The organism is Pseudomonas sp. (genome assembly GCF_030683065.1).
In the GTDB taxonomy this organism is placed as follows: Bacteria; Pseudomonadota; Gammaproteobacteria; order Pseudomonadales; family Pseudomonadaceae; genus Aquipseudomonas.
This window is the reverse complement of record NZ_JAUXMX010000064.1, coordinates 12241-35874: the sequence shown is the minus strand read 5'-3', so window position 1 is coordinate 35874 and position 23634 is coordinate 12241. Positions and strand designations below refer to the sequence as shown.

Annotated in this window: 15 protein-coding genes and 1 riboswitch; of the genes, 6 read left to right on the top strand and 9 right to left on the bottom strand. The window is 61.4% G+C overall.

What is annotated here, in order from left to right:
• Positions 1-143: 143 nt before the first annotated feature.
• The 3 genes from Q8K09_RS20900 to Q8K09_RS20890 are packed head-to-tail and all read left to right on the top strand — an operon-like array spanning position 144 to position 8906.
• The gene (locus Q8K09_RS20900) at positions 144-7388 is read left to right on the top strand and encodes an Hpt domain-containing protein (protein WP_305256987.1); all 7245 of its coding nucleotides are present in this window, start codon (positions 144-146) and stop codon (positions 7386-7388) included.
• On the top strand, positions 7385-8404 hold the full coding sequence (locus Q8K09_RS20895; protein ID WP_305256930.1) for a chemotaxis protein CheB: 1020 nt from the start codon (positions 7385-7387) through the stop codon (positions 8402-8404). Before Q8K09_RS20900 ends, Q8K09_RS20895 begins: the two co-directional genes overlap by 4 nt.
• A gap of 31 nt (positions 8405-8435) precedes the next feature.
• Positions 8436-8906, top strand: a complete 471-nt coding sequence (locus tag Q8K09_RS20890; protein ID WP_305256929.1) for a chemotaxis protein CheW — start codon at positions 8436-8438, stop codon at positions 8904-8906.
• Positions 8907-9085: 179 nt separating this feature from the next.
• On the opposite strand, the gene Q8K09_RS20885 is transcribed toward Q8K09_RS20890, so the two are convergent.
• Positions 9086-9805 carry a 16S rRNA (uracil(1498)-N(3))-methyltransferase gene (locus Q8K09_RS20885; protein WP_305256928.1) on the bottom strand — a complete coding sequence of 240 codons (720 nt, stop codon included), beginning with the start codon at positions 9803-9805 and terminating at the stop codon, positions 9086-9088.
• A 141-nt stretch (positions 9806-9946) separates the two neighbouring features.
• Complete coding sequence (locus Q8K09_RS20880) at positions 9947-11353, bottom strand: adenosylmethionine--8-amino-7-oxononanoate transaminase (RefSeq protein WP_305256927.1); 1407 nt, start codon at positions 11351-11353, stop codon at positions 9947-9949.
• Between the two features lie 253 nt (positions 11354-11606).
• Between Q8K09_RS20880 and Q8K09_RS20875 the strand changes: the two genes are divergently transcribed.
• Both Q8K09_RS20875 and Q8K09_RS20870 read left to right on the top strand, forming a co-directional pair.
• Positions 11607-12152, top strand: a complete 546-nt coding sequence (locus Q8K09_RS20875; protein WP_305256926.1) for a cytochrome b — start codon at positions 11607-11609, stop codon at positions 12150-12152.
• Between the two features lie 63 nt (positions 12153-12215).
• Positions 12216-12794 (top strand): YceI family protein, encoded by a 579-nt coding sequence (locus Q8K09_RS20870; RefSeq protein WP_305256925.1) that lies wholly within the window; start codon positions 12216-12218, stop codon positions 12792-12794.
• Between the two features lie 140 nt (positions 12795-12934).
• Here the strand turns inward: Q8K09_RS20870 and Q8K09_RS20865 are convergent, their stop codons facing one another.
• The 5 genes from Q8K09_RS20865 to ahcY form a co-directional block, all read right to left on the bottom strand.
• Positions 12935-14794: a DEAD/DEAH box helicase gene (locus tag Q8K09_RS20865; protein ID WP_305256924.1), complete on the bottom strand. Its 1860-nt coding sequence runs from the start codon at positions 14792-14794 to the stop codon at positions 12935-12937.
• Between the two features lie 153 nt (positions 14795-14947).
• A complete protein-coding gene (locus Q8K09_RS20860; protein ID WP_305256923.1) occupies positions 14948-15721 on the bottom strand; it encodes an ABC transporter substrate-binding protein in 774 nt (257 codons plus the stop codon).
• A 174-nt stretch (positions 15722-15895) separates the two neighbouring features.
• Positions 15896-17269 (bottom strand): nucleotide 5'-monophosphate nucleosidase PpnN, encoded by a 1374-nt coding sequence (gene ppnN, locus Q8K09_RS20855; protein WP_305256922.1) that lies wholly within the window; start codon positions 17267-17269, stop codon positions 15896-15898.
• A 247-nt stretch (positions 17270-17516) separates the two neighbouring features.
• Positions 17517-18362 (bottom strand): methylenetetrahydrofolate reductase [NAD(P)H], encoded by an 846-nt coding sequence (metF, locus tag Q8K09_RS20850; protein WP_305256921.1) that lies wholly within the window; start codon positions 18360-18362, stop codon positions 17517-17519.
• Positions 18363-18537: 175 nt separating this feature from the next.
• The gene (gene ahcY, locus Q8K09_RS20845) at positions 18538-19947 is read right to left on the bottom strand and encodes an adenosylhomocysteinase (RefSeq protein ID WP_305256920.1); all 1410 of its coding nucleotides are present in this window, start codon (positions 19945-19947) and stop codon (positions 18538-18540) included.
• A gap of 23 nt (positions 19948-19970) precedes the next feature.
• Positions 19971-20065: riboswitch (S-adenosyl-L-homocysteine riboswitch) on the bottom strand.
• A gap of 139 nt (positions 20066-20204) precedes the next feature.
• Between ahcY and Q8K09_RS20840 the strand changes: the two genes are divergently transcribed.
• Positions 20205-20825, top strand: coding sequence for a TetR/AcrR family transcriptional regulator (locus Q8K09_RS20840; protein WP_305256919.1), 621 nt, complete (start codon positions 20205-20207; stop codon positions 20823-20825).
• A 102-nt stretch (positions 20826-20927) separates the two neighbouring features.
• Here Q8K09_RS20840 and preA read toward each other — a convergent pair whose 3' ends face one another.
• Positions 20928-22202 (bottom strand): NAD-dependent dihydropyrimidine dehydrogenase subunit PreA, encoded by a 1275-nt coding sequence (preA, locus tag Q8K09_RS20835; protein ID WP_305256918.1) that lies wholly within the window; start codon positions 22200-22202, stop codon positions 20928-20930.
• On the bottom strand, positions 22203-23570 hold the full coding sequence (locus Q8K09_RS20830) for an NAD(P)-dependent oxidoreductase (protein WP_305256917.1): 1368 nt from the start codon (positions 23568-23570) through the stop codon (positions 22203-22205).
• Between the last annotated feature and the right edge of the window lie 64 nt (positions 23571-23634).

Sequence of the window (23634 nt, the reverse complement as noted above, 5' to 3'; positions counted from 1 at the left end):
TGCGGGTGCATTCGACTTTACGAGCTGTAAACGAGCAGTCCGACTGGACTCGTATCCGGGCCTGCTTTTAACGCAGCGATGGCAGCGCAGGTAGTTTTTCAACAGCCTGATAAGGCAGAGCCAAGTATATGAGTGGAGCGGCTATGGGGGATCGGCACGACTATGTCGCCCTGGAGTGGGTCAAAGGCGAAATCGCGGAAACCCTGAAACAGGCGCGCCAAGCCCTGGAGGCGTACGTCGAGAATCCGCAGGATTCGACGCGCATGCGCTTCTGCCTGACCTATGTGCATCAGGTACACGGCACTCTGCAAATGGTGGAGTTTTACGGCGCCGCCTTGCTCGCCGAAGAAATGGAACACCTGGCCCAGGCGTTGATGGAAGGTCGCGTTGTCAGCCAGGGCGAAGCTCTGGAAGTGCTGATGCAGGCGATTCTGCAGCTGCCGGCCTACCTTGACCGCATCCAGACTGCCCGCCGTGACCTGCCGATGGTGGTGTTGCCGCTGCTGAACGACCTACGGGCTGCCCGCGGCGAAAAACTGCTCTCGGAAACCAGCCTGTTTTCGCCGGATATGTCCGTGCGTGCGCCGGCCGTGTCGGCCGAGTCCCTGGGCGCGCTGCGCACCGCTGAACTGCCGATACTGCTGCGCAAGCTGCGCCAGATGCTGCAAGTGGCTCTGGTCGGGGTGATTCGCAATCAGGACCTACCGACCAACCTGGGCTATATGGCACGAGTTTTCGGCCGTCTTGAAACCCTGTGCAAGGACGCGCCACTCGGCCCGTTGTGGCAAATCGCCTCTGGCCTGGTCGAGGGCCTGGCCAGTGGTGGCGTGGCCAACAGTACGTCGGTCCGTACCCTGCTCCGTGAGGTTGATAAAGAGCTCAAGCGCCTGCTTGAGCAGGGTGTGGACGGTATCAACCAGCCTGCCCCAGACGTACTGACCAAAAACATGTTGTTCTACGTGGCCAAGGCCCCAGCTCAGTCGCCACGTATCAGTGCCTTGAAGGAGCAGTTCCGTCTTGACGATGCGCTACCGGACAGCGATCTCGTCGATGAGGAACGCGCCCGTCTGGCCGGCCCGGATCGCGATGCCATGCGCTCGGTGGTCGGCGCGTTGTGTGAGGAGTTGGTGCGGGTCAAGGACAGCCTCGACTTATTCGTGCGCAGCGACCGTAATCAGGTTGCCGAGCTGGATAGCCTGCTGGCACCGCTCAAGCAAATTGCCGACACCCTGGCGGTGCTCGGTTTCGGCCAGCCACGTAAAGTCATTCTCGATCAGATTGACGTGGTTCATGGCCTGGCTCTCGGCCGGCAAGCGCCGAGCGATGCGGTGCTGATGGATGTCGCCGGTGCGCTGCTGTATGTCGAGGCGACCCTGGCCGGCATGGTCGGTCCGGTCACCGATAGTGGCCGCGAAGAGAGCCATTTGCCCATCACCGATGTGGCGCAAATTCACCAGTTGGTGATCAAGGAAGCGCGCAGTGGTCTGGAGCAGGCCAAGGACGCGATTATCGAATTTATCGCCTCGCAGTGGAATCACGAACACCTGGCGCGTGTACCGGAGTTGTTGACCCAGGTGCGCGGCGGCCTGGCGATGATTCCGTTGCAGCGTGCTGCGGATCTGCTCAATGCGTGCAATCGCTATATCCAGGAGCAGCTGCTGGCGCGCAAGGCTGTGCCGAATTGGCAGAGTCTCGACTCCTTGGCTGACGCGATCACCAGCGTCGAGTACTACCTCGAACGCCTGGCCGAAGACCATGGTAGCCAGGGTGACCTGATTCTCGATGTGGCCGAAGAAAGCCTGGAGAACCTCGGCTACCCGCTGAAAGAAAAGCCCTCGATTCTCGATCCGGTAGAAGACGTTGCGCCGCTTGCCAATCCCCTGGATGACATCCAGGTACTGGCTGATGACGAGGCGCTTGAGTTGCTGGACGCGCCGGTTGAGCCTGTGGCCCCAGAGGAACTGAGCGCTATTACCTCTGCTGCAGTCGATGCCGAACGCGCGCTTGACGACGATAACCTGAGCCAGGTTGCGCTGGATGAAGATGAACCGACCAGCGATCCGGCACAGTTGCCGGCCCTCGACCTCGGTGACGAGCCGCAAGCGCCGCTGGTCGACTTCAGCAGTGATGCCCTGCAGTTGGAAGAACTGAGCCTGGATCAACTGAGCAGCACGGGTCACTGGGATGAAGCCGAGCTGGAATCGCTGGGCGTGCCCGAGGTTGAGCTGCCGAGCGCGGCACCAATAAATGACGCCTCAGCCGCCGCCAAGCAGTTGTCGCTGGCCGATGTCATGGCCGCGCCACTGCAGGCGATCAATCCGCCGGCTCACGATGTGCCGCCGAGTTTGCTGCCACCGCCGGATGATGAAGAGTCAATCGACGATGAGTTGATGGACGTATTTATCGAGGAAGTCGGCGAGGTGCTAGAAACCATCGCCGAGTACTTCCCAGCGTGGTGTGCCGATAGCGAGAACAAGCAAGCCCTGGCAGAGATTCGCCGTGCCTTCCACACACTCAAAGGCAGTGGGCGGATGGTTCGGGCGCTGGTGATCGGCGAACTGGGCTGGGCGATCGAAAACCTGCTCAACCGGGTACTCGATCGCAGCATCAAGCCGGATGCCGAGGTGCATCAGGTGATTGCCGATGTGGTGGCCCTGATGCCCGCTCTGGTCGATGAGTTCGCCGCCAAGGCTCAGCGCCAACGTGACGATGTCGACCTGCTAGCCGCCACCGCGCATGCGCTGGCGAAAGGTCAGCACCTGCCGACAGGCGTTGCGCCGGCTGCCCAGGAAGCACGTGTTGCGGACGCCGCAGTGGTCGCTGCTGGCGTCGATGAGCCGCTCGAAGTGCTCGATGGCGAGCCCCTCTACGGAGAGCCCCTCGATAGCGAGCCCCTCGATCCGCAACTGTTGGAGATTTTCCGTAATGAAGCGGAAACCCACCTCGATAGCCTGGTCGGTTTTCTGGCCGATTGTGCCCAGGAACTGCCGCGGCCGGTCACCGACGATTTACAGCGTGCCCTGCACACCCTCAAGGGCAGTGCCTACATGGCCGGGATTCTGCCAATTGCAGAGATCGCTGCGCCGCTCGAGAAGCTGGCCAAGGAATTCAAAAGTAATCTGATCCCCATGGATCTGGCCGAAGCCGAATTATTAAGCGCTGCCGAGAAGTTGTTCCGCTTGGGCCTTGAGCAGTTGGAGACTCACCCCTTGGCGCCTCTGCCTGGTGCCCCGGCGTTTCTGGAGCGCACGCACAGCTTGCACCAGGACCGCCTCGCTGCAGCGCAAAGCAGTCGCGAGAGTGAGCAGGGCGAACTCCGCGATCCGCAGCTGATCAGCATCTTCCTCGCCGAAGGCATGGACATTCTGCTGGATGCCGAGGCGTTGCTGCAGCGCTGGCGTGAGCATCCGTCCGATCGCCAGGAGCTGAGTGCCTTGCTGGACGAGTTGACCACCCTGGGGCGCGGCGCGGAAATGGCCGAGTTGCCGCAGATCGATGAGCTTTGTGAGGCACTGCTCGACCTTTACGGCGCGGTGGACGAAGGCAGCCTGGCGGTCAGCGAACGCTTCTTCAGTGAGGCCGCGTTGGCCCATGAAGCGCTGATCAGCATGATGGACCAAGTGGCTGCAGGCCTGCAGGTCAGTGCCGAGCCTGCACGAGTCGAGGCATTACGCGGTCTGCTCGCTGAGGCGCTGGATCCGCGCGCGCTGGCGCTGCTGTCTTCCGGTGGCCAATCGGGCCTGGAGGTCGTCGACCTGGATGCGGCAACAGCGGCGCTCGAGCATTCCCCATGGATGCTCGAGAGTGACAGTGATACGGCTGCGGTAGTTGAATCGCCCGACTACATGGACGAGCCGGTTACGCGGACATCGGGCCATGAGGCGCTCGACGCCGAGATGGTCGAAATTTTTCTCGAGGAAGCAGTCGATATCCTCGAGAGTGCCGGGCAAGCGCTAGAGCGCTGGAGCACAGAGCCGGACAACAAGGCTGTTCTGTCGTCATTGCAGCGTGATTTGCACACCCTCAAGGGTGGTGCCCGAATGGCCGATATTCGTCCGATTGGCGATCTCGCCCATGAGCTGGAGTCCTTGTACGAAGGCTTGATGGATCGGCGCTTCAGCCATTCTCTGCCGCTCGTTGCTCTGCTGCAGCAAAGCCATGACTGCCTGGCCATCTTGTTGGAACAGTTGCAAAACCAGGCTGAGTTGCAGCAGCCCTGCGAACTGATCGAGGCGATTCGTCGTTTCCGTCAGGACGCAGGTGCGCAGAGCTTGTCAGCCGTGGCAACTGCCGCAGAACCTGTCCCCGAAGCCGAAGCCGAAGCCGAAGCCGAAGCCGAAGCCGAAGCCGAAGCCGAAGCCGAAGCCGAAAACGAGCTGTTGTTGCAGGCCGAGGGCGAGATGGAGCTGGGCTTGCTGGAGGCTCCCGGTACTGAGCCTGAGCCGAATCTTGCGCTAGCCGATACGCAGGGCTCATCAGCATCTGCGGTAAACGATGCAGGCCAGTTCGCGCCGCTAGATCTAGAGGATCATCCCGACCAGGAGTTGGTGGACATCTTCCTTGAGGAAGGCTTCGACATCATCGACAGTTCCGGCGCGTCTCTGCAGCGCTGGATGGAAGACGTCGACAACAGCCTTGATCTGGAGTCTCTGCAACGCGACCTGCACACCCTCAAGGGTGGTGCGCGGATGGCGGAAATTCGAGAAATTGGCGACCTCGCCCATGAGCTTGAATTCCTTTACGAAGGACTTGCTGATGGTCGGCTGCGCCCTAGCCCGGAGCTGTTTGGGCTGCTTCAGGCCTGCCATGATCGACTGGCTGAGATGCTCGATGCCGTGCGAGGCAAGCGCGCGGTACCCGATGGCGATGCGCTGATCGAGACGATCAGGCAGTTTCGCGCCAACCCGGACCAGCAGCTGAGCATGCCGTCTGCGCTGCAACTCAATGCCATATCCGAAAGCCCGGATGAAGACGATGGCGAGTCGGATATCCTCGATATTTTCCTGGAAGAAGCCGACGACCTGCTGGAAGCCATGGAAGCTGCTATGGGTCGCTTGGACCAGAGTCGTGACGACGGCACGGCGATCGACGACATGCTGCGCGTTCTGCATACCCTCAAGGGTGGGGCGCGGCTGGCCGGACAAAACCGTCTAGGCAACCTGGCCCATGACCTGGAATCACACCTGAGCGAGGCCCTGCTGCAAGGCGCGCCTTGGCCGGAAAGCCTGTATCTCGACGTGCAATCGGGCTTCGAGGGACTGCAGAAAGAACTCGACCAATTGCGTCAGCGTCTGCAGGCCAGTCTGGTGGATGAAGACAGTGCAGCGGCTGGCGTTGAGCCGGCGGCGGCAAAAGCCCCGAGTCTGATTGCCCCCATTGTTGCCGCCAGCGATCTACCGCCTCGCGAACTGGTGGCAAAAGCGCTGCCATTCGTCCGTCGCGCTCAAGAGGCTGCACAGGAGGCTGCTGCACGCCGCGCCCCGCAAGAGCTGGTAAAGGTGCCGGCGGAATTGCTCGAAGGCCTGGTTAATCTGGCCGGTGAAACGTCGATCTTTCGCGGCCGGGTCGAGCAGCAGGTCAGCGATTTCGGTTTCACCCTGAGTGAGATGGAAGCGACCATTGATCGAGTGCGTGATCAGCTGCGCCGGTTGGATATCGAAACCCAGGCGCAGATCCTCAGCCGCTACCAGGCCGAGGCTGAGCGTGCTGGCTATGAGGATTTCGACCCGCTGGAAATGGACCGTCATTCGCAATTGCAGCAGCTTTCACGCGCGTTGTTCGAGTCTGCCTCCGACTTGCTCGACCTGAAAGAAACCCTGGCGCTGCGCAACCGCGATGCAGAAACCCTGTTATTGCAACAGGCGCGGGTCAACACCGAATTGCAGGAAGGCTTGATGCGCACTCGCATGGTGCCTTTCGAACGCCTGGTTCCGCGGTTGCGACGGATTGTCCGTCAGGTCGCTGGTGAATTGGGCAAGCAGGTTGAATTCGTTCTTGGCAATGCCGATGGTGAGATGGACCGCAGCGTGCTTGAGCGGATTGTCGCGCCGCTGGAGCATATGTTGCGCAACGCCGTCGACCATGGCATCGAGTCGGCCGAGGTGCGTCGTGCTGCCGGCAAGCCTGCGCACGGCACCATTCGCCTTAACCTGGGCCGTGAGGGCGGTGATATCGTCTTGACCCTCAGCGATGACGGCGGTGGGATCAAGCTCGATGCCGTGCGGCGCAAGGCCATCGAGCGTGGTTTGATGGACGAAGAGTCTGATCTGAGCGATCACGAAATTCTCCAGTTCATCCTCGAGGCGGGTTTTTCCACTGCCGAGGCGGTCACCCAGATTTCCGGGCGTGGCGTTGGGATGGATGTGGTGCATTCCGAGGTCAAGCAACTCGGCGGCTCCATGAGCATCGACTCGACACCGGGTGAAGGTACCCGCTTTGCCATCCGTCTGCCGTTCACCGTCTCGGTCAACCGCGCGCTGATGGTGTTGTCGGGTGAAGACCTGTACGCCATCCCGCTGAACACCATCGAAGGCATCGTGCGGATTTCGCCCTACGAGCTGGAGGCCCTCTACGAACAGAACGCCGCGGGCACGGCGGATACGCCACGCTTCGAGTACGCCGGTCAGGCCTACGAGTTGCGCTATCTCGGTGACCTGTTGAATAACGGCCAGCAACCCAAGTTGGTCGGCCAGAGTCTGCCTCTACCGGTGATTCTCGTGCGTTCGAGCGAGCATGCCGTAGCAGTGCAGGTCGACTCCTTGGCCGGCTCTCGCGAGATCGTGGTGAAAAGTCTCGGGCCGCAGTTCTCCAGTGTGCACGGTATTTCCGGGGCGACTATCCTCGGTGACGGCCGCGTGGTGGTTATCCTTGACCTGCTGGCAACCATCCGTGTGCTGCACGCGCGCTTGGTCAATCAATTGCAGCCGCGCACGCTCAGGCTTTCCGCGACCGCTGCAGAAATTGAAGCGGATCGGCCGACCCTGGTCATGGTGGTCGACGACTCGGTCACTGTACGCAAGGTCACCAGCCGCCTGCTCGAGCGTAACGGGATGAATGTATTGACCGCCAAAGACGGTGTGGACGCCATCTCTCAATTGCAGGAGCACAAGCCCGACATCATGTTGCTTGATATTGAAATGCCGCGCATGGACGGTTTCGAAGTGGCGACCCTGGTGCGTCACGATGAGCACCTTAAAGACCTGCCGATCATCATGATTACCTCGCGTACCGGTGCGAAGCACCGTGAGCGAGCGCTGGCGATCGGCGTCAACGAATACCTCGGCAAGCCTTACCAGGAATCGTTATTGCTCGAAAGCATCGCGAAATTGGTGAACCGCCAGCCGAGTGAGCGCGGCCCGAATCATCGCCGTCCGGATACACCAGCATGACCGAGAGAAATGTGGCCCGCATTGCGGTCATTGCCGATACCTCGCTGCAGCGCCATGTACTGCAGCAGGCGTTGACCGGGAGTGGCTATCTGGTGGTGCTCAATAGCGATCCGGCGCGCCTGGATGAGGCGACCCTGGCGGCTTGCGAGACTGACTTGTGGTTGGTCGATCTGGCCCAGTCTGAGGACTTTCCGCTGGTCGACGACCTGATGGAAAACGCCAGCGCCCCGATTTTATTTGGCGAAGGACATGCTCCGGAGCGGCATTCGGAAAATTATCCGCGTTGGGAGCGACGCCTGTTCGGCAAGTTGAAGAAGCTGATCGGCGACCCATCGCAAGCCGTTGGCCCCAGCCTCCAGGCATTACTCTCGGAGGCTCAGCGCCCGTCCCGCCTGGACTTGCCGCGCGTGCTCGCCGATACGCCGCTGGTGGTCGGCGAGGTGGCCCGCCAGGTCTGGTTGTTGGCCGCGTCGCTTGGCGGTCCGGAGGCAGTCAAGGCTTTCCTCGACGCCTTGCCGGGCGGTTTGCCGGTCGGCTTCGTCTATGCGCAGCATATTGATCCCAGTTTCGAGTCGGCGCTGCCGCAGGCAGTCGGTCGGCATAGCCAGTGGCGCGTCAATCTGGCGCGTCATGGCGATGCGGTGCGCTGTGGTGAAGTGGTCGTGGTGCCGATTAGCCGTGAGCTCGGCTTTGACGAAGCAGGCGCCATGCACATCAGTGAGCGTACCTGGCCTGAACCCTACAGCCCGTCGGTCGATCAGATGATGCTCAATCTTGCCCAGCACTTTGCCGGGCTCTGTGGCGTCATCGCGTTCAGTGGCATGGGCAGCGATGGCAGTGCCGCAGCGGCGTATGTGCGCCGCCAAGGTGGGACCATCTGGACCCAGCGTGCCGATACCTGCATCTGCCCGAGCATGCCAGACAGCCTGCGTGAGGGTGGTTACAGCACGTTCAGCGGCGACCCTCGTGAACTGGCCTCAGGGCTGGTCAATCATTTGGCCGAGCAGTGCAGTTAATCCGGGGCGCTGCCCTGCATAGGACCTTTCCATGAGCCAAGCCATCGCCACCCCGAATACCGTCAACAGCCTGACCGCCCTGCTGGTGCCACTGGCCGACCGTACCCTGTTGCTGCCAAACGTGGCCATTGCCGAGCTGATTGCCTATCGCGCGCCGCAAGTCAGTGCGGGTATGCCGGCCTGGTTTCTCGGCCAGGTTGGCTGGCGTGACCTGAGTTTGCCGCTGTTGTCGTTCGAAGCAGCTTCCGATGGGCAGGCTCAGGTAGGCTCCACTGCACGTGTGGTGATTATCAATGCCCTTGGCGGGCGCCCCAAGGTCAAGTTCATTGCCTTGTTGGTGCAGGGCATCCCGCGCTCGGTAAAAGTCGGCGTCGAACTGCTGCGCGCTGATGTGCCGCTTGCCCCGTTAGAGTTGGATGCGGTGGTGATTGGTGAGGATGTGCTGAAGATCCCCGACCTGATTGGCCTCGAGCAGAAGTTGGCGGATGCCGGGTTGATCTGAGGCGGGTGTGAACAAACCCTCGCTTACCGCGACCGTCTGCAAACGCCCTGCGCTGCGAGCTATTACCTCGAGCAGTCCGTGTCACTCGCCGCAGGCAGTGCACCACCGGTTTATCGGTGTGACACAAAAGCTGGCGGACTGTCGCTGCGCCCAGCCATCTACGTTCGCGCTAGCAGTTTTTAGAAGTCGCCCCACAGCTGCTGTGCCACGCTGAGCGCCACCACCGGCGCAGTTTCCGTGCGTAGCACGCGCGGGCCCAGGCGAGCGGCGTGGAAGCCGGCGCTTTTCGCTTGTGCCACCTCTGCATCCGCCAAGCCGCCTTCCGGGCCAATCAGAAAGGCCAGCGACTGCGGCTTATCGTGACTGGCCAGCGGCTCGGCGACGGGATGCAGGACGAGTTTCAACTCCGCCTCGGTCTGCTCGAGCCAGTCGGCCAGAACGAGCGGCGGGTGGATGGCAGGAATCACCGTGCGGCCGCACTGCTCGCAGGCACTGATTGCCACCTGGCGCCAATGGGCCATGCGCTTGTCGGCACGCTCATCTTTCAGGCGCACCTCGCAGCGTTCGCTGACAATCGGGGTGATGGCATTGGCCCCCAGTTCGCAGGCCTTCTGAATCGCCCAATCCATGCGTTCACCACGCGACAGGCCTTGGCCTAGGTGGATGTGCAGTGGCGACTCGGCCAGCCCGGCGAAGGTTTCGCGCAACTCGACGCGCACGGTTTTCTTGCCGACGTCGATCAGCTCCCCGAGAAACTCGTTGCCGCTGCCGTCGAACAACTGCACGGTATCGCCAACGGTATGGCGTAGCACGCGGCCGATGTAGTGGGCCTGGGTTTCCGGTAGCTCATGCTGGCCGAGTGACAGCGGGGCGTCGATAAAGAAGCGGGATAGGCGCATAGGGGCGAACCTGGGACAAAGGTGCAAATTTTAGCCGTAGGGTGCGCCGTGCGCACCGGTTTCCGTCGGGTGGATCACGCTCTTTTCATCCACCGGAAGATCGCAAGGGCGGATGGGTGAAGCGTCCTACGACGCATGTCGTTAACCCGGATCACGAAAACCCGGATAGCGAGTGTTGCTCACAGCCACGCTGACCGAGTTACGGGTGGCGATGTCGATGCCTTCACTGGCCACCTCCGCGAGGAAGTCGATTTGCTCTTCAGTGATCACATAGGGCGGCAGGAAATACACCACGCTGCCCAGTGGGCGCAGCAGGGCGCCTCGCTGTAGGGCGTGCTGGTAGACCTTGAGGCCGCGGCGCTCCTGCCAGGGGTAGGCGGTCTTGCTGGCCTTGTCCTGAACCATTTCGACGGCCAGGGCCATGCCGGTCTGGCGCACTTCGGCGACATGCGGGTGATCGACCAGGTGCGCGGTGGCGCTGGCCATGCGCGCGGCCAGCGCCTTGTTGGCCTCGATGACGTTGTCCTGCTCGAATATATCCAGCGTTGCCAAGGCTGCCGCGCAGGCCAGCGGGTTGCCGGTGTAGCTGTGCGAGTGAAGGAAGGCGCGCAGTGTGGTGTAGTCGTCGTAGAACGCCTGGTACACCTCATTGGTGGTCAGGCACGCCGCCAGGGGCAGGTAGCCGCCGGTCAGCGCTTTCGATAGACAAAGGAAGTCGGGGCGGATGCCGGCCTGTTCGCAGGCGAACATCGTGCCGGTGCGTCCGAAGCCGACGGCGATCTCGTCATGAATCAGGTGCACGCCGTAACGGTCGCAGGCCTCACGCAGCAGCGTGAGGTAGATCGGATGGTACATACGCATGCCGCCGGCGCCCTGGATCAGCGGCTCGACTATTACCGCCGCGACCTCATGGCCGTGCTCGGCCAAGGTTTGCTCCATGTGGGCAAACATGGCCCGCGAGTGAGCTTCCCAGCTCATGCCGTCGGGCCGGAAATAACAGTCCGGGCTGGGCACCTTGATGGTGTCCAGCAGCAGCGCTTTGTAAGTGTCGGTAAACAGGGCGACATCGCCGACCGACATGGCCGCGATGGTTTCGCCGTGGTAACTATTGGTCAGGGTGACGAAGCGCTTTTTCTCGGGTTTGCCGACATTCAGCCAATAGTGAAAGCTCATCTTCAGCGCAACTTCGATACACGATGAGCCGTTGTCGGCATAGAACACCCGGTCCAGGCCGGCCGGGGTCAGCTTGACCAGGCGCTCGGACAGTTCGATCACAGGCGCATGACTAAAGCCGGCGAGGATCACATGTTCCAGTTGGTCGACCTGGTCCTTGATACGTTGGTTGATGCGCGGGTTGGCATGGCCGAACACGTTGACCCACCAAGAGCTGACCGCATCGATGTAGCGCTTGCCGTCGAAGTCTTCCAGCCATACGCCTTCACCGCGCTTGATCGGTACCAGGGGCAGCTGTTCGTGGTCTTTCATCTGGGTACAGGGGTGCCAGAGCACATTCAGGTCGCGCTGCATCCAGTGGTCGTTCAAGCTCATCGAAATACTCTCCCTATCATCTGCGGCAAGCCTATCAGATGCCTCTGCGCCTATGTGCGCCAACGCCGGCTATCCGTTAGGTGTCACCTGAACTTCTGAGCGGCCGGACAAACTAATCACCGGAAGCGGGGATGTCAGGGTTAGCATCGTATTTCCCGATATTTCAAAGCGAAAAATTCCGCTTTTAATCGATAGGTTTGTCGCTAACCTGTTGGGACAATTTTCAACCAACGATTTTTCTGGAGCCTTCTCAATGCAGTGGCGCAACACCTCCTCGCATTACGGCTTGACCAGCATTGCCTTGCATTGGCTGGTGGCAGTGAGCGTTTTTGGCCTGTTCGGCCTGGGTTACTGGATGGTCGGCCTGGATTACTACAGCAGCTGGTATCAAACCGCGCCCAATCTGCACAAGAGCATCGGCATCTTGCTGTTCGCAGTGATGCTGGTGCGCGTGCTCTGGCGCTGGGTCAGCCCACCCCCGGCCACCCTGGCCAGCCATGGCCGGTTAACCCGCCTGGGGGCAAAGTTTGGTCACGCCTTCCTCTATCTGGGGTTGTTCGTACTGATGGTCTCCGGCTACCTGATTTCTACCGCTGATGGCCGGGGTATCGGCGTATTTGGTTTGTTCGACGTGCCGGCGACCATCACCAGCATTCCGCGCCAGGAAGATGTCAGCGGCCTGGTGCATGAGTACCTTGGCTGGGCCGTGGTGATCTTTGCTGGTATCCACGGATTGGCGGCACTCAAACATCACTTTATTGACCGTGACCGCACGCTGCTGCGCATGTTCGGTCGCTGAAGTTGCTCTGGGGGCGCGGAATGGTCCGCGTGCCAAATTATCCAACCTCACAAGGAAATGCCCATGTTGAAGAAGACCCTCGCTGCCTTGGCCCTTGGCTCCGCTCTGCTCGGTGCTGGTTATGCCACGGCTGCCGACTACGCCATCGACAAACAAGGTCAGCACGCTTTCGTCAATTTCAAGATCAGCCACTTGGGTTACAGCTGGCTGTACGGCACCTTCAAGGACTTTGACGGCAGCTTCAGTTTCGACGACAAGAACCCGGAGGCCAGCAAGGTCAGCGTTGTTCTGAATACGGCCAGCGTTGACACCAACCACGCCGAACGCGATAAACACATTCGCAGCGATGATTTCCTCAGTGTTGGCAAGCACCCGACGGCGACCTTCGAGTCCACGTCGGTGAAGTCCACCGGCGAAGGCACCGCTGACATCACGGGTAATCTGACGCTCAATGGTGTGACCAAGCCGGTGGTGATCGCCGCTGCGTTTATTGGTCAGGGCAGTGACCCGTGGGGCGGCTACCGTGCCGGCTTTGAAGGCAGCACCATGCTCAAGTTGAAGGACTTCGCGATTGAGAAGGACCTCGGTCCAGCCTCTGCGGAAGTTGAGCTGATCATCTCGGTAGAAGGCGTACGCAAGTAAGATCTGCTGTCGCCGAGGGCGACGATCTTGACTGTGATCGCGTAGGTCAAAGCAGAACGCCGACCCCAGGGTCGGCGTTTTTGCAGGTGCATGAACGACAACGCCGACCCTGAGGTCGGCGTTGTCGTTAGTCGTGCTGCTTAGCTTTCACGATTACGCGTCAGCAGTGCAGGCTTCTCGCCGCGCGGACGATTGCTCGGCAGCTGGTCGAGTTGATCAGGCGTCGGGAAGCGCTCAGTGCTGCGCGAACCTTTGTGCACGATCACCGGCTGCTTGTCGCGAGGGCTTTTTACGGCGCCCTCTTGGCGTGGCAGTTCATCGCGATTAAGCGAGGTGGTCGTTTCACGCGAGTCACGTGGCGGACGGGCACGGCCGGAGCCATTGCGACCTTGGCCGCCAGCGCCTTGGCGTTTACCTTGGCTGCCAGCGCCAGCGCCAGCGGCACTGCCTGAACCGCTACGCGGGTTGTTACTTGGCGTACGTGGACCCTGACCAACACCGTTGCTGGCGCTGGGGCCCGAAGCAGGCGCACCGGGCCGACGGCCGCGGTTCTGCTGCTTATTCTGGTTCGGGCTGACATAGTCGGCACGATTACCAAAGTTATCGATTTCGTCGTCGCGGAACTCATCCGGCGCCCGATCCGGCGGCAGAGCAGGCACTGCCGGCGCTGCGGAGCGACCGCTTTGCGTGCTGCGTGGCTGCTGCGAGCGGGCAGCTTGAGGCTTGGCCTTGCCGCTGTCTTTGCCCTTGTCCTTACGGCCGCCACCGTGGCGTTCACCTTCCGGCTTGGCGCCGCGGGGTTGACGTGGTTTCTGCGGTTCGCGAACTTCCGGGCGCTCTGCTTCAACCGTGCTGGCGTCGAAGCCAAGCAGGTCGCCGTCAGCGATCTTCTGCTTGGTCATCCGCTCGATGCCCTTGAGCAGTTTTTCTTCATCGGGTGCGACCAGCGAGATTGCTTCGCCGCTGCGGCCGGCACGACCGGTACGACCAATACGGTGAACGTAGTCTTCCTCGATATTCGGCAGCTCGAAGTTGACGACATGCGGCAACTGGTCGATGTCCAAGCCGCGTGCGGCGATATCGGTGGCAACCATGATCCGCACGTTACCGGCCTTGAAATCGGCCAAGGCTTTGGTACGCGCATTCTGGCTCTTGTTGCCGTGAATCGCGACGGACGACAGGCCGTGCTTGTCGAGGTACTCGGCCAGACGATTGGCGCCGTGCTTGGTGCGGGTGAAGACCAGCACCTGTTCCCACGCGCCAGCGCTGATCAGGTGAGCAAGCAGGGCGCGCTTATGGCTGGCCTGCAGGCGGAATACACGCTGTTCGATGCGCTCGACGGTGGTATTCGGCGGTGTAACCTCAATGCGCTCGGGGTTATGCAGCAGCTTGCCGGCGAGGTCGGTGATGTCTTTGGAGAAGGTCGCCGAGAACAGCAGGTTCTGCCGTTTTGTCGGCAGGCGAGCCAGGACCTTCTTCACGTCATGCACGAAGCCCATGTCGAGCATGCGGTCGGCTTCGTCGAGAACCAGGATTTCCACGTGGGACAAGTCCACGGCACGCTGGCCGACCAGGTCGAGCAGGCGACCGGGGCAGGCTACCAATACGTCGACGCCTTTGGACATGGCCTGAACCTGGGGGTTCATGCCGACGCCGCCGAAGATGCAGGTGCTGACGAATTTCAGGTCGCGGGCATAGAGTTTGAAGCTCTCGTGAACCTGGGCAGCCAGCTCGCGAGTGGGAGTCAACACCAGTACGCGCGGTTGTTTCGGGCCGTGGCGATGCTCGCGATCCGGGTGACCGTTGGGGAACAACAGTTCCAGGATCGGCAGGGCGAAACCGCCGGTTTTGCCCGTCCCTGTCTGGGCTGCAACCATGAGGTCACGGCCTTGCAACACGGCGGGAATGGCCCGCTGTTGCACCGGGGTAGGCTGGGTGTAGCCCGCTGCCTCGATGGCGCGGACTAAAGCCTCGGAGAGACCGAGGGAGGCAAAGGACATGAGTAATCCTGTCTAGTGAGGGCGAGGCCCTATGGGGTGTATTGCCTGACTTGAATCGCGCTTGGGGGGCGCAATCCCGTCCGGTACTGCTGGTCTCTGGTGACTAGCATCCGGGCGCAAGCCTGGCGGGAAGCAGGGAGTATAACAGAGCCGCTAGTCTGTGCGCGTTTCAGACTGCTCGATGGCCTGCGGCGTAACCGGCTGGAGGTAGCGCCGTAGAATCCCGGCATACTCTGGGCTGGCTTTCAGGCGTTTGAGTTCATGCTCGAAGCGCGGCAGGAGTGCTGCGGTGTCGCGCTTGCGGCTGAATGCGGCGTACACCCGATCGCTATAAAGCGGTTGCGGGTTGAAGTCGATGGCCGCCTGCATGCCCAGGCTGTTGGCAGTATGCAAGCCAACAGCGCGGTCGGTAATGACCAGGTCGATGCGTCCGAGCAACAGCTTGCCGAAGTTTGCCTCCAGAGTTGGGGCACTCTCACGGATAAAATGTGTGGCGCTGGCAAACGACGGGTCGCCGTAGGCATAGCCAGGCTCGGTGCCCACGCGCAGACCGCGCAAGTCCTCAATCGAGTCGATCCTGTGCGGGCGCGCAGTGGCGTAGAACAAGACCATGGCGCTTTCGGCCATGGGCTCGTCGGGGAAAATCATGTGGCGTGCCCGGTCTTCGCTGTAAAAAGCATCCAGCAGAATGTCCAGCTGGCCATCACTCATTTTGCGCAGGCAGCGGCGCCAGGGCTCGAGGGTGATTTCGTAACTGATGCCCAGGTTGGTCAGCACCAGGTGCAGGAGGTCGGCATCGATGCCGCGCACCTGGCCGTTCTCCAGCAGTGTGTAGGGCGGCCACTCATTGGTACAGACTTTCAGCGGCTGGGCATTGATGTGGAGGCTGTAGGCGAGCAGCACAAGCAGTACATACAGCCTTCTCATTATGCTGTGACCTCGGCGATTGAAGGGGTGCGTGTGCGCCCACTTAATATAGACGCTGCTTGTTCAGGTCGATGGGCCTTTTAGAACTTCTTACAAGGCCACCGCATCCAGGCGCATGCTGCGGGCGTTGAGTGCCTGGAGACGGGGTTGCGACGGCGCTCACGGTGTGATTTTTCAGGTCACCAGCTTGTAGCAAGGCACGTAGGCGGTGTTGCCCGGCAGCTTCATGCGGTGCTGATCGACGAAGGCCTGCAGCAACTGGTCGAGTGGCTGCATGATGTCTTGGTCGCCGGTGATCTCGTAAGGGCCGTGCTGTTCAATTCGGCGAATGCCCTGGTCTTTGACGTTGCCAGCGACAATCCCGGAGAACGCGCGGCGTAAATGCGCTGCCAGTTCATGTACCGGCTGGTTGCGGGTCAGTTTGAGGCTGGCCATGTTTTCGTGGGTCGGTTCGAAGGGGTGTTGAAAATTCTCGTCGATTGTCAGCAGCCAGTTGAAGTGGAAGGCGTCATTCTGCTTGCGCCGATACTGCGTCACCTCGTTGATGCCCAAGGCCATCTCGCGTGCTACCTGGCTCGGGTCATTGATGATGATCGTGCAGCGTTGCTGCGCTTCAGGGCCGAGCGTGGCGCCGACGAACGCATACAGCTGCTCGATGTAGGGCGCGGCTTTTTTCGGCCCGGTCATGATCAGCGGGAACGGTAGGTCCTTGTTGGCCGGGTGCATCAGGATGCCGAGGAAATACAACAGCTCTTCGGCGGTACCGGCGCCGCCAGGGAAGATGATGATGCCATGGCCTACGCGGACGAACGCCTCCAGGCGCTTTTCGATATCCGGCAGGATTACCAGTTCGTTGACGATCGGGTTGGGCGCTTCGGCGGCGATGATGCCGGGCTCGGTCAGGCCCAGGTAACGGCCGCTGACATTGCGCTGCTTGGCGTGGGAGATGGTGGCGCCCTTCATTGGCCCTTTCATCACGCCGGGGCCGCAGCCGGTGCAGATGTCCAGGCCGCGCAGGCCCAACTCATGGCCGACTACCTTGGTGTATTTGTATTCTTCGGTGCTGATCGAATGGCCGCCCCAGCACACCACTATTTTCGGTTCGACCCCGGCCCGCAAGGTTCGCGCGTTGCGCAACAGGTGAAACACGTAGTCGGTGATGCCCTTTGAGCTGCTGAGGTCCACCCGTTTGTTTTCCAGTTCGCTCTGGGTGAAGACGATATCGCGCAGTGCGCTGAACAGCATTTCCCGGGTACTGGCGATCATTTCGCCGTCAACAAAGGCGTCGGCAGGGGCGTTGAACAGCTCCAGGCGAATACCACGATCCTGCTGCAGGATGTGAATTTCAAAATCCGGATAGGCTTCCAGGATGGTCTTGGCGTTGTCGCTGTGCGAGCCGGTGTTGAGGATCGCCAGGGCGCACTGGCGAAATAGCGAGTAGACGCTGCCAGAGCCGGTCTCGCGCAGTTGTTGCACCTCGCGTTGCGACAGGGTTTCCAGGCTGCCCTTGGGGGTCACTGTGGCGTTGGTGGTTTTTCTTATAGCCATTGCGGCGCTCCAGGGTTGTTATCCAGCCAAGGCCATACATGGCCAGGCACGGTCAAAAGAGGGGGCGGGCTGTGGCAGCCTCTGCTCCAGGTTGATGGCGTCGCGCAGGCTTGCTTGCCCGGCTGCGTTTGCAGTGAGCTTAACAGCCTGCGGACATCAAGCCTCGCCGCGAGCGGTCGTGACGCGGCAAGCACCTTGCCGGGCAGCCGGGCAGTGGAGGCGCTGGATAAAACCGCCCGGCAGCGCCTTAGCGCGGCAGCTTGAGATTGTTCCAGATCGCCAGGCTGGGTTCTGTCTGATTCATGCTGTAGAAGTGCAGGCCCGGCGCGCCGCCCTGTAGCAGGCGTTCGCACATCTCGCTGATTACCTGCTCGCCATAGGCGCGAATGCTGTCGCTGTCGTCGCCATAGGCCTCTAGCTGCTTACGCACCCAGCGCGGCAACTCGGCGCCACAGGCGTCGGAAAAGCGTGCCAGCTTGCTGTAATTGGTGATCGGCATGATGCCGGGGACTACCGGAATATCCACGCCCAGCTTGCGTACCCGCTCGACGAAGTAGAAGTAGCAGTCGGCATTGAAGAAGTACTGGGTGATCGCGCTGCTCGCGCCGGCCTTGGCCTTGCGCACGAAGTTAGCGATGTCATCCTCGAAGTTGCGTGCTTGCGGATGCATCTCCGGGTAGGCGGCGATTTCGATATGGAAGTGATCGCCGGTCTCTTCACGGATGAAACTGACCAGCTCGTTGGCGTAGCGCAGTTCGCCGCTGGCCATGCCCATGCCGGACGGCAGGTCGCCACGCAGGGCAACGATGCGTTCGATACCGGCATTCTGGTAGAGCTTCAGCAGCTCGCGCAGCTCGGCCTTGGAGTCGCCGACGCAGGACAGGTGCGGTGCAGTGCTCACGCCGACATCGTTGTTTAACTGCAGTACGGTATTCAGGGTGCGGTCGCGGGTCGAGCCGCCCGCACCGTAAGTGCAGGAGAAAAAATCGGGGTTATAGGTCGCCAGTTGGCGCGCCACATTCAACAATTTTTCGTGCCCGGCTTCGGTCTTGGCAGGGAAGAATTCGAAGCTGTAACGGCGTTCTTGAGACATGGAGAAGGTGTCCTTCGTGGGGCGGGTTAGCGACGCCAGCCACATGAGTTAAGGAAGTCTATGGCTTCTGCGCAGTGCGTCACCCGCCAAGTAGCCGGCGGGGATACGCTAGATGCCTGTCGCCTGCGATGGCGGGTTTCGCCGCAGCGCGGCTAACCCACCTTCCGGGCTAGGTTTAGTAGCGATAGGCATCCGGCTTGAACGGGCCTTCCACGGTGACGCCGATATAGTCGGCTTGGGTCTTGGTCAGCTGAGTGATCACGCCGCCGAAGCCCTTGACCATTTCCAGTGCCACTTCTTCGTCGAGCTTCTTGGGCAGCACTTCCACCGTCAGGCGCTCGGCTTTCTGAGCGGCAGACAGGTCGGCGTACTTCTGGCCGAACAGGAAGATCTGCGCCAGCACCTGGTTGGCGAACGAGCCGTCCATGATCCGGCTCGGGTGGCCAGTGGCGTTGCCCAGGTTAACCAGGCGGCCTTCGGCCAGCAGGATCAGGTAGTCATCGTTGTGCGGATCGAAGCTGCCGGCGCCGGTGCGGTGGATCTTGTGCACCTGTGGCTTCACTTCTTCCCATGCCCAGGTCTTGCGCATGAAAGCGGTGTCGATTTCGTTGTCGAAGTGACCGATGTTGCACACCACGGCGCGCTTCTTCAGGGCCTTGAGCATGTTGGCGTCGCAGACGTTGACGTTACCGGTGGTGGTGACGATCAGGTCGATCTTGCCCAGCAGTTGCGCGTCGATGCTGGCGGCGGTGCCGTCGTTGATGCCGTCGATGAATGGCGAAACCAGTTCATAACCATCCATGCAGGCTTGCATGGCGCAAATCGGGTCAACTTCGGTCACGCGTACGATCATGCCTTCCTGACGCAGCGACTGCGCCGAGCCCTTGCCCACGTCGCCATAGCCGATCACCAGCGCTTGCTTGCCGGACAGCAGGTGGTCGGTGCCGCGCTTGATCGCGTCGTTCAGGCTGTGACGGCAGCCGTATTTGTTGTCGTTCTTGCTCTTGGTCACCGAGTCGTTGACGTTGATCGCCGGGATCTTCAGCTCACCCTTGGCCAGCATCTCCAGCAGGCGGTGTACGCCGGTGGTGGTTTCTTCGGTGACGCCGTGGATGCGCTCGAGCATCTGCGGGTATTTCTTGTGGATGATCTCGGTCAGGTCGCCGCCGTCGTCGAGGATCATGTTGGCATCCCATGGCTGGCCGTCCTTGAGGATGGTCTGCTCGATGCACCACTCGTACTCAGCTTCGGTCTCGCCCTTCCAGGCGAATACCGGGATACCGGCGGCAGCAATGGCAGCGGCGGCCTGGTCCTGAGTCGAGAAGATGTTGCACGACGACCAGCGTACTTCGGCGCCCAGTGCGGTCAGGGTTTCGATCAGCACGGCGGTCTGAATGGTCATGTGGATGCAGCCGATGATCTTCGCGCCTTTCAGCGGCTGCTCGTCGGCGTACTTGCGGCGCATGCCCATCAGGGCAGGCATTTCCGATTCGGCAATAATAGTTTCGCGACGGCCCCAGGCAGCCAGGGACATGTCGGCGACTTTAAAGTCGGTAAAAGCGGCAGGCGTCAGTACAGCGCTCATAAATGAGTTCTCCATTCGTTTGTGTCGAATGGGCGCCGTTGATGCGTTTGGTTAACGCCCCATCCGAGCCTGACAAACCCCCTGTTGGATAAGGGTTGCTGCAGCGCCCCTCGGACGGGTGGCGGGAGCGACCGGGCTGTGCCGGTCGTTTGAAACATCGCGATTATAGCGATGCTGAGCGCCAAGCCCAAGGCTTTCCGTCGCCCGGGATGGAAGTGGGTGGTAGCCTTGGCCAATTCCGCCGCAATGGATCGAACATGGGTACTCACAAGAGCGAGATTCGCCGCCGCAATGTCGACAAGATCCTTCTGGCCGCCGAGCAGGTGTTCGCCGAGCGTGGCTATGCCGGCACGTCCATGGGCGACATCGCCGAACAGGTCGGGTTGCCGCGCTCCAACCTGCACTACTATTTCAACACCAAGGACGACCTCTATCGTGCGGTGCTGCTCGGCCTGCTCGATGTGTGGAAGCAGGATGCCCTGTGCTTCGAGATGTACGACGATCCGCGGGTGGTGCTCAGCACCTATATTCGCGCCAAGATGAACCACTCGCGTACCCGCGCGCATGGCTCCAAGGTCTGGGCCGACGAAATCATCCATGGCGCACCGATGCTTGGCGCGACGCTGGATGACAGCCTGTACAGCTGGGCGAAGATGAAGGAGGCGAAGATTCGCCAGTGGGTGGAAGACAAGCGCATCCTGGCAGTGGAACCCGCGGCATTGCTCTACATGATCTGGGCTTCGACCCAGCATTACGCCGACTTCAGCCACCAGGTAGGGGTACTCAACGATCACCAGCCGCTATCCGATCTGCAGTTCGAGCGGGCGGTGCAGACAGTGACCAGTGTGATCTTGCGCGGGATTGGGCTGGAGCCGTAAACACGTTGGCCACGGTTTGAATGGGCCGCCGAGGCTGTGCGCACCAGGACCCTGCGAAAGGTGCTGGTGCGCGCGGCGCACCCTACTGGCTGGCGCCCTGGCTTAGCTCGCCACGCGATACGGATTACGCGGATCGTGGTTCCAGTCGAGGAAGGGCTTGCCGGTGTCCTGGGGCACCATCTCGATGCAGTTCTCCACCGGGCAGGTGATCTGACACAGGTTGCAGCCCACGCACTCTTCGTCGATCACCTCGTACTTATGCGTGCCGTCGGCTTGGGCCAGGCTGGCAATGGCTTGGTGCGAGGTGTCTTCGCAGGCGATGTGGCAGCGCCCGCAGCCGATGCAGGCGTCCTGGTCGATCTTGGCGATCACCTGGTAGTTGATGTCCAGGTACTTCCAGTCGGTGGTATTGCCCACTGCCTTGCCTGAGAAATCCTGCAGGCTGGCGTAGCCCTGACTGTCCATCCAGCGCGACAGGCCGTCTTTCATCTCTTCTACTATACGAAAGCCATGCAGCATGGCCGCTGTGCACACCTGCACCGCGCCGCAGCCCAGCGCCACGAATTCCGCCGCATCGCGCCAACTGCCGATGCCGCCGATGCCGCAGATCGGCAGGCCTTGGGTTTCCGGATCGCGGGCGATTTCGGCGACCATGTTCAGGGCGATGGGCTTGACCGCCGAGCCGCAGTAGCCGCCGTGGGTGCTCTGGCTGCCGACGATAGGGTTGGCGACCATGCGCTCCAGGTCGACGCTGGTGATCGAGTTGATGGTGTTGATCAGCGATACCGCATCGGCACCGCCGCGATAGGCGGCGCGGGCAGACAGGCGCACGTCGGTGATGTTGGGCGTCAGTTTGACGATCACCGGCAACGAGCTGTAGGTCTTGCACCAGCGGGTGACCATTTCCACGTATTCCGGGACTTGGCCGACCGCCGCGCCCATGCCGCGCTCGGGCATGCCGTGGGGGCAGCCGAAGTTCAGCTCGATACCGTCGCAGCCGGTGGCTTCCACCAGCGGCAGGATGGTTTTCCAGGACTCTTCGACGCAGGGCACCATCAGCGACACGATCATCGCGCGGTCCGGCCAGTCCTTCTTCACCTGGGTGATTTCGCGCAGGTTGATTTCCAGGGATCTGTCGGTGATCAGCTCGATATTGTTGAAGCCGAGCACTTGGCGGTTAGGGCCGAAGTGCGCCGAATAGCGCGACGACACATTGACCGCGGCCGGGTCTTCGCCAAGGGTTTTCCACACCACGCCGCCCCAGCCGGCTTCGAAGGCGCGGACCACGTTGTAGGCTTTGTCGGTGGGCGGCGCGCTGGCCAGCCAGAACGGATTAGGGGCCTTGATACCGGCGAATTCGATGGATAGATCGGCCATTTATGCGGCCTCCACGTTGAGCATCAGATGAGAGTGGATGGCCTCGGCGGCCAGCTTGCCGTGCTGCACGGCTTGTACGGTGAGGTCCTGGCCCAGGGCGGTGCAGTCGCCGCCGGCATACACGCCGGCCACGCTGGTTTGCAGCTGGGCGTCGACCCAGATGCGCTCGCCCTCGCGCTTCAGTTCACTGGCTAATGGGTCGCTCAGAGCTTGGCCGTCAAACGCCTGGCCGATGGCGCTGAAGATGGCGTCGGCAGCCAGCTCGAAGGTTTGCCCGGTGTTCTGCAAACGGCCGTTCTCCACGTGGGTGCGGGCGAAGCGCATGCCACGCACCTGGCCTTGCTCGTTGAGCAGCACGGCGTCCGGTTGCGCCCAGGTCAGCAGGCGCACTTGATTGGCTTTGGCAATGTCCTGCTCATGCTCGGTTGCGCCCATTTCTTCGAAGCCACGGCGATAGACCAAGTTGACGTCGCGCGCGCCGAGCTTGCTCATCTGCACGGCCATGTCGATGGCGGTATTGCCGGCACCGAGCACGATGCAGCGCTCAGCCATGGGCAATTGGCTCAGGTCATCGCTCTGGCGCAGTTCGCGGATGTAATCGGTGGCGGCGAGCAGCCCCGGTGCGTCCTCGCCCGTTAGGCCGAGGCGCTTGCTGGCGGCCAGACCGATACTGAGGAACACTGAATCGAACTGCTGATGCAGCGCGCTCAGGCTGAGGTCGTCGCCCAGTTTTTGGCCATGACGGATTTCGATACCGCCGATCTGCAGGAGAAAGTCCACCTCGCGCTGGGCGAAGTCGTCGACCAGTTTGTACTTGGCGATGCCGTATTCGTTGAGGCCACCGGCTTTCTCGCGGGCCTCGAAGATCACCACCTCATGGCCGTGCATGGCCAGGCGATGGGCGCAGGACAAGCCCGCGGGCCCGGCGCCGACCACGGCGATGCGCTTGCCGCTGGCCGGGGCGCGCTGGAACGGGTGCTCGCTGAACTGCGCGTTGTCGATGGCGTAGCGCTGCAGCAGACCGATCAGCACCGGCGCGCATTCCTGGGCGTTGTTGCGCACGCAGGCCTGCTGGCAGAGGATTTCGGTGGGACAAACACGGGCGCAGCTGCCGCCGAGAATATTCGCCGAGAGGATTTTTTCGGCCGCACCCTGGACGTTTTCATGGCTGATATTGTGAATAAACGAGGGGATGTCGATCTCGCTGGGGCAGGCGTTGATGCACGGCGCGTCGTAGCAATACAGGCAGCGAGCACTTTCCAGAGCGGCCTGGCGAGCGGTGAGCGGCGGGGCCAGATCGCTGAAGCGATCGACCAGTTCGGCGGCGCCGGCATCCGGTCGCGGCAAATGGCTGAGGGTGTCTATCACGGTTATTGCCTCACGGTTTTGTGGCTTTTATTGGGCAGTTAACAGCGTATAAGCGGCCGTCCGG

Excerpts from the sequence above, each read along its gene's own strand:
- Q8K09_RS20900 (WP_305256987.1), top strand. The coding sequence starts at position 144 with ATGGGGGATCGGCACGACTATGTCGCCCTGGAGTGGGTCAAAGGCGAA.
- Q8K09_RS20895 (WP_305256930.1), top strand. The coding sequence starts at position 7,385 with ATGACCGAGAGAAATGTGGCCCGCATTGCGGTCATTGCCGATACCTCG.
- Q8K09_RS20890 (WP_305256929.1), top strand. The coding sequence starts at position 8,436 with ATGAGCCAAGCCATCGCCACCCCGAATACCGTCAACAGCCTGACCGCC.
- Q8K09_RS20885 (WP_305256928.1), bottom strand. The coding sequence starts at position 9,805 with ATGCGCCTATCCCGCTTCTTTATCGACGCCCCGCTGTCACTCGGCCAG.
- Q8K09_RS20880 (WP_305256927.1), bottom strand. The coding sequence starts at position 11,353 with ATGAGCTTGAACGACCACTGGATGCAGCGCGACCTGAATGTGCTCTGG.
- Q8K09_RS20875 (WP_305256926.1), top strand. The coding sequence starts at position 11,607 with ATGCAGTGGCGCAACACCTCCTCGCATTACGGCTTGACCAGCATTGCC.
- Q8K09_RS20870 (WP_305256925.1), top strand. The coding sequence starts at position 12,216 with ATGTTGAAGAAGACCCTCGCTGCCTTGGCCCTTGGCTCCGCTCTGCTC.
- Q8K09_RS20865 (WP_305256924.1), bottom strand. The coding sequence starts at position 14,794 with ATGTCCTTTGCCTCCCTCGGTCTCTCCGAGGCTTTAGTCCGCGCCATC.
- Q8K09_RS20860 (WP_305256923.1), bottom strand. The coding sequence starts at position 15,721 with ATGAGAAGGCTGTATGTACTGCTTGTGCTGCTCGCCTACAGCCTCCAC.
- ppnN (WP_305256922.1), bottom strand. The coding sequence starts at position 17,269 with ATGGCTATAAGAAAAACCACCAACGCCACAGTGACCCCCAAGGGCAGC.
- metF (WP_305256921.1), bottom strand. The coding sequence starts at position 18,362 with ATGTCTCAAGAACGCCGTTACAGCTTCGAATTCTTCCCTGCCAAGACC.
- ahcY (WP_305256920.1), bottom strand. The coding sequence starts at position 19,947 with ATGAGCGCTGTACTGACGCCTGCCGCTTTTACCGACTTTAAAGTCGCC.
- Q8K09_RS20840 (WP_305256919.1), top strand. The coding sequence starts at position 20,205 with ATGGGTACTCACAAGAGCGAGATTCGCCGCCGCAATGTCGACAAGATC.
- preA (WP_305256918.1), bottom strand. The coding sequence starts at position 22,202 with ATGGCCGATCTATCCATCGAATTCGCCGGTATCAAGGCCCCTAATCCG.